General features: G+C 66.3%; 15 protein-coding genes. 11 read left to right on the top strand and 4 right to left on the bottom strand.

Annotated elements, in window-relative coordinates; genetic code table 11:
* Positions 1-2 precede the first annotated feature (2 nt).
* Positions 3-3,431, top strand: a complete 3,429-nt coding sequence (locus ACFSUD_RS11645) for an efflux RND transporter permease subunit (RefSeq protein WP_386374583.1) — start codon at positions 3-5, stop codon at positions 3,429-3,431.
* 45 nt (positions 3,432-3,476) lie between these two features.
* On the opposite strand, the gene ACFSUD_RS11640 is transcribed toward ACFSUD_RS11645, so the two are convergent.
* Positions 3,477-4,283, bottom strand: coding sequence for a protein-disulfide reductase DsbD domain-containing protein (locus ACFSUD_RS11640; protein ID WP_386374582.1), 807 nt, complete (start codon positions 4,281-4,283; stop codon positions 3,477-3,479).
* A gap of 153 nt (positions 4,284-4,436) precedes the next feature.
* Here ACFSUD_RS11640 and ACFSUD_RS11635 point away from each other — a divergent pair, with 153 nt between their 5' ends.
* Positions 4,437-4,991 (top strand): YqgE/AlgH family protein, encoded by a 555-nt coding sequence (locus ACFSUD_RS11635; protein WP_386374722.1) that lies wholly within the window; start codon positions 4,437-4,439, stop codon positions 4,989-4,991.
* 5 nt (positions 4,992-4,996) lie between these two features.
* Here ACFSUD_RS11635 and ACFSUD_RS11630 read toward each other — a convergent pair whose 3' ends face one another.
* Positions 4,997-5,938 carry an L-threonylcarbamoyladenylate synthase gene (locus ACFSUD_RS11630; protein WP_386374580.1) on the bottom strand — a complete coding sequence of 314 codons (942 nt, stop codon included), beginning with the start codon at positions 5,936-5,938 and terminating at the stop codon, positions 4,997-4,999.
* A 133-nt stretch (positions 5,939-6,071) separates the two neighbouring features.
* Between ACFSUD_RS11630 and ACFSUD_RS11625 the strand changes: the two genes are divergently transcribed.
* The 5 genes from ACFSUD_RS11625 (at position 6,072) to ACFSUD_RS11605 (ending at position 10,210) form a co-directional block, all read left to right on the top strand.
* Positions 6,072-7,784, top strand: a complete 1,713-nt coding sequence (locus ACFSUD_RS11625) for an acyl-CoA dehydrogenase (RefSeq protein WP_386374578.1) — start codon at positions 6,072-6,074, stop codon at positions 7,782-7,784.
* A complete protein-coding gene (locus ACFSUD_RS11620; protein WP_386374576.1) occupies positions 7,784-8,842 on the top strand; it encodes an MBL fold metallo-hydrolase in 1,059 nt (352 codons plus the stop codon). Before ACFSUD_RS11625 ends, ACFSUD_RS11620 begins: the two co-directional genes overlap by 1 nt.
* A gap of 3 nt (positions 8,843-8,845) precedes the next feature.
* Entirely contained in the window at positions 8,846-9,325 is a 480-nt protein-coding gene (locus ACFSUD_RS11615) for a DUF6173 family protein (RefSeq protein WP_386374574.1), read from the top strand.
* A gap of 109 nt (positions 9,326-9,434) precedes the next feature.
* Positions 9,435-9,569, top strand: coding sequence for an aa3-type cytochrome c oxidase subunit IV (locus ACFSUD_RS11610; RefSeq protein WP_386374572.1), 135 nt, complete (start codon positions 9,435-9,437; stop codon positions 9,567-9,569).
* 35 nt (positions 9,570-9,604) lie between these two features.
* A complete protein-coding gene (locus tag ACFSUD_RS11605) occupies positions 9,605-10,210 on the top strand; it encodes a hypothetical protein (protein ID WP_386374570.1) in 606 nt (201 codons plus the stop codon).
* 224 nt (positions 10,211-10,434) lie between these two features.
* Here the strand turns inward: ACFSUD_RS11605 and ACFSUD_RS11600 are convergent, their stop codons facing one another.
* Positions 10,435-10,761: an AzlD domain-containing protein gene (locus ACFSUD_RS11600; RefSeq protein WP_386374569.1), complete on the bottom strand. Its 327-nt coding sequence runs from the start codon at positions 10,759-10,761 to the stop codon at positions 10,435-10,437.
* Complete coding sequence (locus ACFSUD_RS11595; RefSeq protein WP_386374567.1) at positions 10,758-11,477, bottom strand: AzlC family ABC transporter permease; 720 nt, start codon at positions 11,475-11,477, stop codon at positions 10,758-10,760. The genes ACFSUD_RS11600 and ACFSUD_RS11595 overlap by 4 nt, the downstream gene beginning before the upstream one ends.
* 47 nt (positions 11,478-11,524) lie before the next feature.
* Here ACFSUD_RS11595 and ACFSUD_RS11590 point away from each other — a divergent pair, with 47 nt between their 5' ends.
* Genes ACFSUD_RS11590 through ACFSUD_RS11575 form a run of 4 tightly spaced genes read left to right on the top strand, consistent with a single transcriptional unit; the run spans position 11,525 to position 15,562 of the window.
* Complete coding sequence (locus tag ACFSUD_RS11590) at positions 11,525-12,412, top strand: formate dehydrogenase accessory sulfurtransferase FdhD (protein WP_386374566.1); 888 nt, start codon at positions 11,525-11,527, stop codon at positions 12,410-12,412.
* On the top strand, positions 12,409-13,011 hold the full coding sequence (mobA, locus tag ACFSUD_RS11585) for a molybdenum cofactor guanylyltransferase MobA (RefSeq protein WP_386374564.1): 603 nt from the start codon (positions 12,409-12,411) through the stop codon (positions 13,009-13,011). Before ACFSUD_RS11590 ends, mobA begins: the two co-directional genes overlap by 4 nt.
* A complete protein-coding gene (gene mobB, locus ACFSUD_RS11580) occupies positions 13,008-13,499 on the top strand; it encodes a molybdopterin-guanine dinucleotide biosynthesis protein B (protein WP_386374562.1) in 492 nt (163 codons plus the stop codon). Before mobA ends, mobB begins: the two co-directional genes overlap by 4 nt.
* Positions 13,496-15,562: a molybdopterin-binding protein gene (locus ACFSUD_RS11575; protein WP_386374560.1), complete on the top strand. Its 2,067-nt coding sequence runs from the start codon at positions 13,496-13,498 to the stop codon at positions 15,560-15,562. Before mobB ends, ACFSUD_RS11575 begins: the two co-directional genes overlap by 4 nt.
* The last annotated feature ends 19 nt before the right edge of the window (positions 15,563-15,581 follow it).

Raw genomic sequence — 15,581 nt, 5'->3', positions numbered from 1 at the left:
GGATGGCGCGCAAGATCCCCGGCGCCGCGCGCGGGCTTCTGTCCTATTTCACCCGTCACCGCACCGCGGCGAACCTGCTGTTGGTGCTGCTGCTGGTCTCGGGCCTGGCGGCAGCACCGAACATGCGGGCGCAGTTCTTCCCCGACGTGATCGTCGACAATGTCACCGTCACGACGATCTGGGAAGGGGCAGGGGCGGAGGATATCGACAATGCCGTGGTGCACGTGCTCGAAGCCGCGCTGCTTTCGGTCGAGGGCGTGGAGGGATCGAGCGCCACGTCGCAGGAGAATTCCGGTCGCGTGACGCTGGATTTCGAACCCGGCTGGGACATGGCCCGCGCGACTGCCGATGTGCAGAGTGCGGTGGACACGATCACCGGTCTGCCCGAGGAGGCCGAGGAACCGGTGGTGCGGCGCGGCGCATGGCGCGACCGGGTGAGCGATGTGGTGATCACCGGACCTGTCGGGCCCGCGCAATTGGCCCGATTTGCCGATGAGCTGGTCACAAGGCTCTTTGCCGTCGGGGTGACGCGCACCGTCATTCGCGGCGTCGCGGCACCGCAGATGCTGGTCGAAGTGCCCTCGCTGGAGCTCATCGCCCATGACATCAGCATGGCCGAGATTGCCAAGGCGATTGCGGCCGAGGTCGATGCCGACCCGGCGGGCGACGTCAGCGGCGCCAATACCAGGGTGCGCACCGGCATCGCGAAACGTTCGGCTACCGAGATCGCGGGGATTGTGCTTCGGTCAGAGCCCGACGGTTCGACCCTTCGGATCGGCGATCTGGCGCAGGTGCGTGCGCAACGAGTGGACCGCGAAGAGAGCTATTTCGTCGGCGAGGATCCGGCGATCTCGCTCCGGGTGGACCGTTCGGACGGCGGCGATGCGATCGCCATCCAGCAGCAGATCGAGGAGGTCGCGGCACAGCTGCAGGCCGTGCTGCCGCCCGAGGTCTCGGTGGAGCTGATCCGTACCCGCGCAGAGGCGATCAGCGGGCGGCTCGACCTGCTGCTGCGCAACGGGCTGACCGGGCTGGCGCTGGTGGTGGGTCTGCTGTTCCTGTTTCTGAACGCGCGCACGGCCTTCTGGGTGGCGGCGGGCATTCCGGTCTCGATGGCGACAGCGCTGGCGCTGATGTATGCGGGGGGGCTGACGCTCAACATGATTTCGCTGTTCGGGCTGATCATCACCCTCGGGATCGTGGTCGATGACGCGATCGTCGTAGGCGAACATGCCGATCACCGGTTCCGGCAACTCGGCGAGAGCGCGGTGGCGGCCGCGGAAAACGCCGCCCGGCGCATGGCGCTGCCGGTAGTGGCCGCGACCCTGACCACGATCATCGCATTTTTCGGGCTGGTGGTGGTGGGCGGGCGTTTCGGCGACCTGATCCGCGACATTCCCTTCACCGTGATCGCCGTGCTCGCGGCATCGCTGGTCGAATGTTTCCTGATCCTGCCCAACCACATGGCCCATGCGATGCGCAGCGCACGCAAGGAGCATTGGTATGACCTGCCGAGCCGCGTGGTCAATCGCGGTTTCGTGTGGATGCGCGAACGGCTGTTTCGCCCCTTCATGGCCGGGGTCATCACGGCGCGCTACGTGGTGCTGGCGGCGGCGGTGGCGATATTGGCGAGCCAGGTGGCGCTGTTCATCCGCGGCGATGTGCAATGGCGGTTCTTCAACGCGCCGGAACGCGGCTCGATCACCGGCAATTTCGCCATGGCCGAGGGCGCGAGCCGCGCCGATAGCCTGGCGATGATGCGCGAGATGCAGCGCGCGACCGAGGCGCTGGGCGCCAAATACGAGGCCGAGTACGGGCGCAATCCGCTCGACTACGTGACGGCCCAGATCGGCGGCAATGCCGGGCGCGGATTGGCCGGGGCCGACACCAAGGATGCGGATCTGCTGGGCGGAATCTCGATCGAGCTCATCGACGCCGACCTGCGCCCCTATTCGAGCTTCGCCTTCGTGGCGGATCTGCAGGAAAGCGTGGTGCAGCACCCGCTGGCCGAGACCGTGAGCTTTCGCGGATGGCGCTCCGGTCCCGGGGGCGATGCGCTCGATGTGCAGTTTTCCGGGGGCGACACGGCGCGGCTCAAGGCGGCTTCGGAAGAATTGCAGGCGGCGCTGCGGCGCTATGCCGAGGTCAGCGCGGTGCAGGACAACCTGGCCTATGACAAGGAGGAGCTGCTGCTCGACCTGACCCCGCAGGGCAAGGCGCTGGGCTTCACCATCGCGGAACTGGGCCGTATCCTGCGGCATCGTCTCGGCGGGATCGAGGCGGCGAGCTATCCCGACGGGCCGCGCTCGGCCACCATCCGGGTGGAACTTCCGGAAGGCGAGCTGACCGCCGATTTTCTCGACAGGGTGCAGCTGCGCAGCCCGCGGGGGATCTATGTGCCGCTCTCCGATATCGTCAGCGTCGAGCGGCGCAGCGGGTTCAGCACCGTGCGCCGCGAGAACGGCGTCCGGCTGATCTCGGTCAGCGGCGACATCTCGGAGGATGATCCAGCCCGCGCAAGCGAGATCATGCGCGCGCTGGAGGAGGATATCCTGCCGGGAATCGCCGCGCGGCAGCAGGTGGAGTGGCGGCTGTCCGGGCTGAGCGAGCAGGAGAGCGATTTTCTCGGCGACGCACTGACCGGGCTGATCCTTTGTCTGACCGGGATCTTCCTGGTGCTGGCCTGGATTTTCGGCAGCTGGACACGGCCGCTGGTGGTGATGGTGATCATCCCCTTCGGGCTGGTCGGGACGATTTATGGGCATGCCTATTGGGAGGTCCCGCTGAGCATGTTCACGGTGGTCGGGCTGCTCGGCATGACCGGGATCATCATCAATGACTCGATCGTGCTGGTCACCACGATCGACGAATATGCCGAGACCCGCGGCTTGATCCCCTCGATCGTCGATGGCGCGGCGGACCGGCTGCGCCCGGTGATGCTCACCACGATGACCACGGTACTGGGCATGGCGCCGCTGCTCTATGAGAAAAGCCAGCAGGCGCAATTCCTGAAGCCGACGGTGATCACCCTGGTCTACGGGCTGGGCTTCGGCATGGTGCTGGTGCTGCTCGTGGTTCCGGCGCTGGTTGCGGTGCAGCATGACCTGGCGCGCCAGATGGCGGCGATGCGGCGCGGGCTGCGCGTCCCGGTCCCGTCGCTGCGACGTCTGCTGCTGGCGGTCTGGGCATTGGTCCTGGTCTGGGGGGCGCTGACCCTGGGCTGGGTGATCTGGCAGGGAGCGCTGCCGCCCCTGCTTCTGATGCTGCTACCCTTCCTCAATGGCATGGCGCCGAACGGCGCGGCGCTGCTGCTGTTCCTTCTCGGCGCGGCGGGCTTTGCGATCATGGGCTATGTCCTTGGCGCGGTGCTGTTCACGCGCGGCCGGGCGCAGCCGGTGAGCGGGCAGGGGGGCCGGCCCCCCATCGCCTGAAACGGCGATTCCCCCCGAGGTATTTGACGCCAGAAGAAGGAGAGGTCAGGCCGGGGCGCAGCCGATGATCTCAACGCTGCGCTGGCTGCCGAGCACGGTGATGCGGATCGCCGAACGGTCGAGCGCCAGGGCGCCGCCACCCCGGGCAATGAGATCGCCTCGGGCGGTGAGCTGTTCACCCTGGCGGGTGACGTCGGTCTCGCTCATCCAGAGATCGGGTCTGCCCGGCTCGATCACGACGACCTCCTCCCGACCGGTGCTGGGCAGGACGAGACGCGCCTCGATCTCCAGACCGTCCTTGCCGGGATTGATGGCGCAGCGGGCGGCCTGCACATTGGCTTCGGCAGCCGAATAGGGCCGCTGGGCGAGGGCGGCGGCGATGGCCGGGGTCGGGGCCGCGCCCGGATCGTCGAGCCTGGCGCTCAGCGAGAGCGTCTCGGGCATGCAGATGTCGAGGCAGACGCCGAGTTCGATATCGGCCTGCAGGATCACCGGTGCGTCCGCATCGCGCGGGCGGATTGTCAGCGGCAGGATCACCTGATCCTGGTAGCCGATGCTGCGCATGCCGCTTTGCCGGAACACGATTGGAGTCGGATAGCTGACCTCGATACCCTGCAGGTTGACCGATCCCGACCAATCGAACCGGGGCGGGATACCGGCATCGCCCGGCGCACGCCAATAGGTCTTCCAGCCCGGCGCAAGCGACAATTTGAGCCCGGCGATGCGGCTGCCGTCGGGCTGCTGCCAGCCGGGCAGAATTTCGGCGCGCAGGGGCGCGGGCAAATTCTGCGCCCCGGCAGAGAGCGGGGTAAGGCAGAGGAGGCAAAGGGCGGTGAGACGTGAGATCAGCATGACCTCTAGATGCGCCAGTTTGCAGCGCCTGCCAAGTCACGTTTGCATTATCCATATTGCGCGGAACTGCGGCGCTGCTCTTGTCAGATCGCCGTCGCAGGGCCATTGTTGGAGGATATTGCGGTGAAGGGAGGCCCCGTGGACAGCAAGGAGATGGATCTGACCGGCAAGTTGCTGGTGGCGATGCCGGGCATGGGAGACCCGCGGTTTTCCCATGCGGTCATCTATCTTTGCGCGCATTCCGAGGATGGCGCCATGGGGCTGATCGTCAACCGCCCGGCGCCGGACCTGCGGCTCTCCGATGTGCTCGATCAGTTGGTCTCCGAACCCGCCGAGGGGCAGTCCGAGCTTGGCGTGCATATCGGCGGGCCGGTGGAGACAGGGCGGGGTTTCGTGCTGCATTCGGACGAGTACCGCTCGGCGATGCAGACGCTGGAGGTCGCGGACGGATTTGCAATGACCGCGACGCTCGACATATTGGAGGCGATTGCCGCGGGGCTCGGCCCGGAGCGGGCGCTGTTGATGCTCGGCTATGCCGGCTGGGGCCCCGGGCAGCTCGAGGCGGAGATTGCGCAGAATGGCTGGCTGACCTGCGATGCCGGTATGGCGTTGGTCTTCGATCAGCCCGATGCCAAGAAATGGGGGGCGGCGTTGAATTCGATCGGGATCGATCCGCTCGGGCTGTCGTCTTCGGCCGGGCGGGCCTGAACGGCTCAGCGCGGCGCGGCGGCGCGGCGCAGACGGTCGTTGATCGCGCGGCCCAGGCCATGATCGGGGATCGGTGCGACCGCAATCGGCTTTTGCAGCGCATCGAGCCGATGCAGATATTCAAACAGGTTGGCGGCAGCCTCGGTCAGATCGCCGCCGGGTGAGAGGTTGAGGGTGCAGTCCATATGACCAAATCCGAGCAGCGCTTCGCCCTTGCGCGCGACCTGCGCGTCAAGGCGCACCGCGGCTGCGGGGGCGTAATGGGATTGCAGCTGGCCGGGGGCAATGATTTCGGCGCCGCTGACCACGTCCGGTGCCGCGCCGAGGGCGGCTTCGAGGGCCTCGGGCGGCAGACCGCCGGCGCGCAGCAGGCTCGGTCGTGACCCGGTGAGGCCAATGATGGTGCTCTCCAGCCCGACCGTGCAGGGGCCGTCATCGAGTATCGCGGCGATCTTCCCATCAAGACCGGTAAGCACATGGGCGGCGCTGGTGGCGCTGATCCGGCCTGACGGATTGGCCGAGGGCGCGGCGAGCGGGCCATCGAAAGCCTTCAGAAGACGCCGTGCATTCTCGTGTTCCGGTACCCGCAGCGCCAGGCTGTCGAGCCCGGCAGTCACGAGCGAGGAGAGGCCGTGCCCCGCGCGCAGCGGCAGCACCAGCGTCAGCGGGCCGGGCCAGAAGGCGGAGGCGAGGATCTCGGCTGCATCGTTCCAGCGTACATAGCGGCGCGCTTCTTCCGGATCGGCGAGATGGACGATCAGCGGATTGAAGCTCGGCCTTCCCTTGGCGGCATAGATCCCCGCCACCGCCTGACCATTGCGCGCATCGGCGCCGAGCCCGTAGACGGTTTCGGTCGGGAAGGCGACGAGCCGCCCGGCGCGCAGCAGGGCGGCGGCCTCGGCGAGGCCGGGAGCGTCGGGGCGGAGGATTTTGGTCGCTTGGCTCATCGGTTCTCTCGTGACGCCGCGTTTTGGGTTGCGGGTAAGAACGTGGCGTTTCATGCTGTTGCACAGATCCCCTCTGCCCATATCAGGGTGACGTCGGGCTTGCCAAGAGCGGCCCTTTCTCAGGAGAAGACCCATGCCATACCGCGCCGCCGTGGAAGATTTCAATTTTCTGTTCGATCACGTGGTGGATTTCGAGGCGCTGCGCCAGACCGAACGCTTTGCGGAGGCGACCGATGATGTGACGCGGGCGATCCTCGGCGAGGCGGGCAAGCTCTGCGATACGGTGCTCGCACCGCTCCAGCGCAATGGCGATCTGCATCCGGCGAAGTTGGAGAATGGCGTGGTACGCACCTCGCCCGGTTTCGCCGAAGGGTTCAAGGCGATTGCAGAGGGCGGTTGGATCGGCATGTCGGCGGATCCCGAATATGGCGGCATGGGGCTGCCCATGACGCTGACCTCGGCGGTCAACGAGATGATGGCGGGCGCCTGCCTGTCGCTGCAACTTGCGCCGTTGATGAGTCAGGGCCAGATCGAGGCGCTGGAGCATCACGCCTCGGATGCGGTCAAGGCGCTTTACCTGCCCAAGCTGATCAGCGGCGAATGGACCGGCACGATGAACCTGACCGAACCGCAGGCGGGGTCGGATGTCGGCGCGCTGTCCTGCAAGGCGGAGGAGAGGGGCGACGGAACTTATGCGGTCTCGGGCCAGAAGATCTATATCAGCTGGGGCGACAATGATCTGGCCGAGAATGTCTGCCATCTGGTGCTGGCGCGGCTTCCCGGTGCGCCTGCCGGAACCAAGGGGATCAGCCTGTTCTTAGTCCCGAAGTTCGTTCCCGATTCCGAGGGCAACCCTGGCAAGCGCAATGGCGTGAGCGTGGTCAGTCTCGAGCACAAGATGGGGCTGCACGGATCGCCGACCGCGGTGATGCAATATGACGACGCCGTCGGCTGGCTGATCGGCGCGGAACAGGGCGGTATGGCGGCAATGTTTACCATGATGAACAATGCGCGGCTCGGCGTGGGTGGGCAGGGGATCGGCGCGGCCGAGGGCGCCTATCAGCATGCGCTGGCCTATGCGCTGGAGCGCAAGCAGGGACGCACGGGCGAGGGCGGCACCGGCACGATCGTCGATCACGCCGATGTGCGGCGCATGTTGCTGAGCATGAAGGCAGATGTTTTTGCGGCGCGGGCGATTGCCCTGAGCTGTGCCTTCGCCAGTGACATGGCACGCGCCACCGGCGGCGCGGATTGGGCTGCGCGGGCGGCCTTCCTGACCCCGATCACCAAGGCTTTCGGCACCGATACCGGCATTGCGGTGGCAGAGATGGGCGTGCAGGTGCATGGCGGCATGGGGTTCATCGAAGAAACCGGCGCCGCGCAATTCAGCCGCGATGTCCGGGTCACGGCGATCTATGAAGGCACCAACGGTATCCAGGCGATGGACCTCGTGGCGCGCAAGATGATGGATGGCGGCGAGGCAGCGTCGCGGCTGCTCGACGAGATCGAGGCCGATGCCGAGGCCGCGCGGGAGGTTTTCCCCAACATGGCCGATGCGGTCTGGCAGGCCAGCGAGACGCTGCGCGAGGCGACGGAATGGCTGGTGTCGCAGGACAATCTGAACACCCGTTTTGCCGGCGCCGTGCCCTATCTGCGCGGCTTTGCGCGGGTGCTGGGCGGGCATCTGCATCTGAAGGCGGCGATGGCCGACCGGGGCGGGGCACGTGAGAAACTGGCGCGGTTCTACATCCAGCGTCTGCTGCCCGAACATGTCGGGCTGTTGACCCATGCCCAGGCAGGTGAGACAGAGTTGTTCGCGATGAGTGCAGAAGAATTGGCCGCCTGATGAACAACGTGACGAAGACCCGTGCCCCCGAGGGGCTGCGCTATCCCTGGGATGAACCGCCGGAACATGGTGCCGGCATCGAGGTGGCGCCGGGGGTGCTCTGGCTGCGGCTGCCGCTGCCGATGAAGCTCGATCACGTCAATGTCTATGCGCTTGATGAGGGCGATCACTGGAGCATCATCGACACCGGGTTCGCCTCGAAGAAGACCAAGGCAATCTGGCGGGAGATCATGGCCGGGCCGCTCGGCGGCAAGCCGGTGCGCCGGGTGGTCGTGACCCATCACCACCCCGATCACATCGGGCTTGCGGGCTGGTTTCAAAGCGAGTTCGGTGCCGAGCTGGTCACCACACGCACCGCCTGGCTGACCGCGCGGATGCTGACGCTGGATGAGCAGGAGGTTCCGGCAGCGGAATCGCTGTCCTTCTATCGCAAGTCCGGGATGCGCAGTGAGATATATGAAAAGCGCAGCCGCGAGCGGCCGTTCAATTTCTCCGATGTCGTGGCGCCGCTGCCGCTGGGCTATACGCGGATCAAGCAGGGCAGCAGCGTCAAAATGGGCGGCCGGACCTGGGACGTGCATATCGGCAACGGCCACGCGCCTGAACACGCGACCTTCTGGAGCCGTGACGACAACCTCGTGATCGCGGGCGATCAGATCCTGCCCTCGATCAGCCCGAATGTCGGCGTCTATCCGACCGAACCTATGGCCGACCCGATCGGCGAATGGCTGGAGGCCTGCGAACGGCTGGCGCCGCTGGCGCGCGAGGATCATCTGGTGCTCGGCGGGCACAAACTGCCCTTCACCGGCCTGCCGACGCGGATGCGCCAGCTGATCGACAATCACCACGGCGCGCTGAAACGGCTGCTGTCCTTTATAGAGACCCCTCATGCGGCGGCGGAATGTTTCGCCCCGTTGTTCAAACGCGAGATCGGCGAGGCGGAATACGGTCTCGCGCTGGTTGAAGCGGTCGCGCATTTGAGCCACCTTTACCAGAGCGGCCTGGCCACGCGACACATGCGTGAGGATGGCGCCTGGGTCTATCAACGCAAGAGGTGAGGGATGAGCGACGAGATCAGAACGGCGGCCGAGGCCTATGAGGCGGACGCCCTGCCGCGGCTTTACGAGGCCCACACCGACCCCGAACGGACCAGGGCGCAGGACCGGGAAGTCCCGAAATGCGTCAGCGACACCCCGGTAAGCAAGAAATCCCCGGCGCAATGGGCCTATGAGCGGGTGGTGCTCTATCTGAAAAATTTCGAGGAGCAGCTCGACAACGAGCATGAGGTGGCGATGGGTTTTACCGGCTCAGGGGCCGGTACCGGCGTGCTGCGGATCGAGGGGATGGGCTATTTCGATCCCGATATCGTGACCTTCTACGGCGCCGATCCGACCGGCGGGCGCACCCAGCTTGTGCAGCATGTCAGCCAGCTCAACGTGGTGCTGCGTGCGTTGCCCAAGGAGATCAAGGACGAGAAGCCCAACCGCATCGGCTTCCGGCTGGTGGAAGACCTCGAAAAGGCCAATGCCGCCGCATCCTGAAACCATTTGGCCAATCGCGCCTTGCCGGTCAAAGTGCCGCGTTGATGGCGTGACACGGATGTGCGAATAGGCTAATCAGCCGCTAAATCAATTCACGAGGACCGCAACGATGGCCGAACACGAACATGGCACCATGGATTCCAGCACCCAGGAAAAGACCTTCGAAGGTTTCATGACCTTTGTCACCCGCACGGTGATCTTCCTGATCGTCCTGCTGGTTCTGATGGCGATCTTCATCGGCTGAGATCCGCGCCCCTCGTCCTCGTGACGGAGTAACCAGTGAAGCGTTTATTTCTCGTTCTGGCCTGTGTCGGCACGCTCGCCGGTTGTGCCGCGGACAATGGCAAGGACAGCCCGCCCGAAGCGGTGGCGGCCGCCGCCTATCGGGCGCCCGGCCCGCCAAGCCTCACGCTCTTTACGATGGTCAACAACCGGACCGGCAGCGGCGGACATAGCGCGCTGCTGGTCAACGCATCACAACAGGTGATCTTCGACCCGGCCGGTTCGTTTCGCGACCCACGCGTGGTCGAACGCGGCGATGTGCTCTACGGGATCACGCCGACATGGCTGCAGACCTATAAATCGGCCCATGCCCGGGCAAGCTACCACGTGGTCAGCCAGAATATCGAAGTAACCCCCGCCCAGGCCGAGAGGGCCTTGCAGTTGGTCATGGCCAATGGCGCGGTGCCCGGCGCCTATTGCACGAAATCGACCACGGCGCTGCTTTCCAGCATCCCCGGTTTCGGGCAGATCCACTCGACCTTCTATCCGACCAAGCTGATGGCGCAGTTCGAGACCCTGCCGGGGGTCAGCACCACGCGGTATTACGAAGATGACGCGGGCGACGTGATCGACGCGGTACAGGCGGCACAATTGCAGCCCTGATCGCGGGGCGGGTTCGGGGCGTTCGACGGATAGATTTTGGGATAATCCGGTGAGGGATTTCGCGTTGCTTCAGGGATGCGCCGGTGAAGGCGTGCGCGCGTGTCTTGGAGGTGCGCGGGAGGGGGCGCACGGTGGCGGATCTAGAGGTGCTCTTCAGAGCGCGTGCCGGATGGTTGGGAGGTGCCCTTGAGAGGGCGCGCCCGCTGGTTATGAGATACTCGGCTTTAGCCGAGTAGATACAACCATGCGTAGAGGGTTGCGGCGCCCGAGAGGATGGCGGCGAAAACGTTCTTGCTGGTGAGCCCGACCAGCAGGGTCACCGCGGCGGCGGCCATTCTCGCGGGGTCGGGTGCGCCGTCGGTCGCGGCGGGCCAGAACACCTGGGGCGCCACCAGGGCAGGCAGGATCGCCACCGCCGTATAGCGCAGATGCCGCAGCAGGCCGGGGGTCATCGCACGTTCGCCGATCAATCCGGTAAAGACGAAGCGCAGCGCGAAACTGCCGAGCCCGAGCCCGATGATCACGATCCAGATTTCCACAGTGCCGCTCATGCCTTCGCCTCGCGCCACCGTTCGAGCCAGAGCTCGGTCTGCGCCCCGGCCACCATCCCGGCGATCCCCGCAAGGATCAGCCCGAGCGAATAGGGCACCGAGACCGCCAGCAGGCTGACCAGTACCGCGACCAGGGCCGCGACCACATGGGCAAGTGTGCGGAACATCGGCGCGATCATGGCCAGAAAGGTGATCGGCAGCGCGAAATCAAGCGCCCAGCTTTCCGGCACCTTGGTGCCGAGCAGCGCCCCGATCAGGGTGAACCCGTACCACAATGGCGCCACCGGCGTGGCCGCGCCGAAGAAATAGGCCATGCGCTGCGGCACGCTCATCTGCGGCGCCTTCTCATATTGCGCGATGGCGCAGATATAGGCCTGATCGACGGTCAGATAAGCGGCCAGCGCCCGCTGCCACAGCGGTGCCGCGCCGATATAGGGGGTGAGGGACGCCGAATACATCGCCATGCGCAGGTTTACCGCCAGCGCCGAAGCGAGCACGATGAGCGTCGGCGCATGTTCCTGCATCAGCTGCAGCGCGGTGAATTGCGCCGCCCCGGCGATCACCATGACCGAAAACGCCAGCGTCTCGATCACGCTGAGCCCGGCTTCGTTCGCCAGGATGCCGAACAGCGCCGCAAAAGGCATGATCACCAGCACGAAAGGGAGCGCGTCGGCTACGCCTTTGAAATAGGCGGATTTGGTGGTGGTGATGGCCATGCGTTGCCCCTAGATTGCCCCTGACGCTTAGCGGCTGGCCAAGGAGGATGCAATTGTCCCGAGAACCCGACGTTTCCGATTATCTGATCGCCCCGGATCCGAAGGCGCCGCGGCTGACCCGTGCTGTCGAAGGGGTGGACCACACCGGCGCGCTAACGACGATCCGCGTGGTCGAGGAACGCCCGCTGACGATTTTCCTCAACGCGCAGGAGATCGTCACGGCGATGACCATCGGCGATTACCCGGAATACCTGGCACTCGGCTTCCTGCGCAATCAGGGGATGCTGCGCGATGGCGAGGCGATTACCCGCGTCGATTATGACGAGGAACTCGAAACCGTCGTGGTGCGCACCGAACGGGCCACGGATTACGAGGACAAGCTGAAGAAGAAGACCCGGACCAGCGGCTGCGCCGTCGGCACGGTCTTCGGCGATATGATGGAGGGGCTCGAGAACGTGCGCCTGCCGGATACGCAATTGCGCAGCTCTTGGCTCTATGCGCTCAGCGCGCAGATCAATCGCACCCCGAGCCTCTATCTCGAAGCCGGGGCGATCCATGGCACGGTGCTGTGCCATCAGGATCGTCCGCTTGTCTATATGGAAGATGTCGGACGCCACAATGCGGTCGACAAGATCGCCGGCTGGATGCTTTCCGAGAAGGTCGGGCCGGGGGACAAGATACTCTACACCACCGGGCGGCTGACCTCGGAAATGGTGATCAAGACCGCGATGATGGGCATTCCGGTGCTGGCGTCGCGCTCCGGTTTCACCGCCTGGGGGGTGGAGATCGCCCAGCAGGTCGGGCTCACGCTGATCGGGCGGATGCGCGGACAGCGTTTCGTCTGCCTCAGCGGAGAGAAACGGCTGATCCGCGATGCCGACCCGAGCCAGATCGCCGATGAACCGCGCCGCGCCGGGCACAAGGGGGCGAAATGAAACAGCCTTTGGGGGTGATTCTGGCCGGCGGTCAGGCACGGCGTATGGGTGGCGGTGACAAGGGCTTGCTGGCACTCGGGCAGGGCACGCTGCTCAGCCACGTGATCGCACGGATCGAACCGCAGGTCGCGGGGCTCGCGCTCAATGCCAATGGCGATCCGGCGCGTTTTGGCGGGCTCGGCCTGCCGGTGCTGGGCGATTCCATCGAGGGTTTCGTCGGACCGCTGGCCGGCGTGCTCGCCGGGCTCGACTGGGCGGCGGCACAGGGCGGCGAGAGCATCGTGACCGTCGCCGCCGACACGCCGTTTTTCCCTTGCGATCTGGTGCCGCAATTGTTGCTGGCGGCAGAAGGTATGGACCACCCATTGGCGCTGGCCGCGACGCCGGACCCGGAGCGCGGCATCTCGCGGCATCCGACTTTCGGTCTCTGGCCGGTGGCATTGCGTGAGGACCTTCGCGATGCGTTGCAGGGCGGTCTGCGCAAGGTCGTGCAATGGACCGACCGGCATGGCGCGCAGCAGGCGCTGTTCGCCGAGGCGGACGCCTTTTTCAACGTCAACACGCCCGAAGATTTGGACCGCGCGGAGGCGATGCTGTGAGGCTCTATGGCGTCGTCGGCTGGAAGAACGCGGGCAAGACCGGGTTGATGGAGCGGTTGGTCAGCGAGATCACCGGGCGCGGTTTTTCGGTCTCCACCGTCAAGCACGCGCATCACAGTTTCGATGTCGATCACCCCGGCAAGGACAGCCACCGTCACCGCGTCGCCGGGGCGCGCGAAGTGCTTTTGGCGTCGCGCAATCGGTTCGCATTGATGCACGAGCTGCAGGGCGAGGAAGAGCCGACGCTGGAGGACCTGCTGACCCGGCTGAGCCCTGTCGATCTGGTGCTGATCGAAGGCTACAAACGCGACCAGCATCCGAAAGTGGAAGCGCATCGCGCCGAGACCGGCAATCCGCTGATCGCGCCGGATGATCCAAGCGTGCGGGCGGTGGCGAGCGATGTGGCCCTGACGCTTGATCGCCCGGTGTTTGATCTCAACGACACCGCCGCCATCGCCGGTTTCATTCTTGCGGAGGTCGGGTTGTGAGCCGCTTTGACACGATCCTGATTGTCGATTGGTCCGGCGGCAAGGACCGCGGCGCCAGCCCCAAGGCTGATGCGATCTGGGCCGGGGTCAACCGGGGCGGCGCGGCGGAGCCGCCGGTCTATCTGTGCAACCGTCAGGAAGCCGAGCGCTGGCTGTCGGATTTTTTCGCAAGTGAGCTGGCGGCGGAGCGCCGGCTGCTGGCCGGTTTCGACTTTCCCTTCGGCTATCCGAAGGGCTTTTGCGGCGCTCTCACCGGCTGCGAAGACCCTCTGGCGCTCTGGGACTGGTTCGGCGCGCGGATCGAGGATGCGCCGGAAGCCAATAACCGTTTCGATCTGGCGGGCGAGATCAACCGTCAGCTGGGCGGCAACGGGCCGTTCTGGGGCAATGGTCTGGCGCGGGACATCGACGGGCTGCCGCGCCGCAAGGAGGGGTATCATAACCCCTTTGCGGACAAACGCGCCTGTGAGCATCGCGCGAACGGGGCCTTTACCTGCTGGCAGATGGCCGGGGCCGGGGCGGTCGGTTCGCAGGTGTTCATGGGGCTGCCGGTGCTGGCACGGCTGCGCCGCGCTTTTACGGTCAGGGTCTGGCCCTTCGAGCGGCTTGACGCACCGATTGCCTTTGTCGAGGTCTGGCCCTCGCTCACCGTCGGTCCGGCCCCGGCGGGGCAGGTCAAGGACGCCTGGCAAGTCAGCGAAGCGGCCCGTCAGATCGCGGCCCTGCCCGCCGCGACGCTGGCCGATATTCTCGATGTGAACGCTCCCGAGGAAGGATGGATCTTCGGTCTCGGCCATGAGGCCGACCTGACCGCCGAAGCGCCGCCGCCGCTGCGCAACGATTGTTTTGCCCTGCCGCCGGGCGTCCATTGGACCCCGGTGGAGGAGGCGCTGGCGGTGCTCAAGGAGCGTCTCCACCCCCTGACCGGTCGCGAGACATTGCCCCTCTCCGAGGCGCTTGGGCGGATTGCGGCGGCAGATGTGGATGCGCTACGCGCCAACCCACCGCTGCCCAATACCGCGGTCGATGGCTATGGTTTCGCCGGGGGGCGCGAAGCCGGGACCCATGCTTTGCCATTGATGGAAGGGCGCGCCGCTGCCGGGGATGCGCCGGTGGAGCTGCGGCAAGGCCATGCGATCCGGGTGCTGACCGGCGCGGCGCTGCCCGAGGGCGTCGATACCGTTGTGTTGCAGGAAGACGTGCTGCGCGAGCCGGGGCAGATCCGCTTTTCCGGCCCCGTGCGACAGGGAGCGAACACGCGGCGCGCCGGGGAAGACGTGCAGGCGGGGGAACCGGTGCTGCGGGCCGGGGCACGCATCCGCCCGCCGGAACTGGCGCTGTTGGCGGCCACCGGGTTGGCGGAGCTGCCGGTGCGGCGGCGCCTGCGGGTCGGGGTGCTGTCCACCGGCGATGAGCTGGTCGAGAGCGGCGAAGATGCGGGAAGCGGTCAGATCTATGACGCCAACCGTCCGATGCTGCTCGGACTGGCGCGGCGGTTCGGCTATGAGCCGGTCGATCTCGGCCGTGCCGCGGATGACCGCGCCGCGCTGCGGGACCGTCTCGACTGCGCGGCGCAGGATGCCGATGTGATCCTGACCAGCGGCGGTGCTTCTGCCGGGGACGAGGATCACGTCTCTGCCCTGCTCGAAGAAGCCGGAGCACTGGCACTCTGGCGCATCGCGGTTAAGCCGGGGCGGCCGCTGGCGCTCGGGGTCTGGAACGGCGTCCCGGTCTTCGGCCTGCCGGGCAATCCGGTGGCGGCGCTGGTCTGCACGCTGGTCTTCGCGCGCCCGGCCATGGCGCTGCTGGCCGGGGAAGGCTGGCGTGAGCCGCAGGGGTTCGAGGTGCCCGCCGGCTTCGCCAAGCGCAAGAAGGCGGGGCGGCGCGAATATCTGCGCGCCCGGATCCGCGACGGCAGGGCCGAGGTCTTCGCCTCCGAAGGCTCGGGCCGGATCAGCGGGCTGAGCTGGGCGGAAGGATTGGTGGAACTGCCCGAAGCTGCCCTGGAGATCGCGCCGGGCGATCCGGTGCGCTACATTCCCTATGACAGTTTCGGGCTCTGATGCCACGTGGGCGGCGCGG

Origin of the sequence: Sulfitobacter aestuarii (assembly GCF_042685005.1) — a bacterium.
Classification (GTDB): domain Bacteria; phylum Pseudomonadota; class Alphaproteobacteria; order Rhodobacterales; family Rhodobacteraceae; genus Sulfitobacter; species Sulfitobacter aestuarii.
The sequence above is the reverse complement of the archived record's forward strand: the minus strand, read 5'-3'. Positions and strand labels throughout refer to the sequence as shown.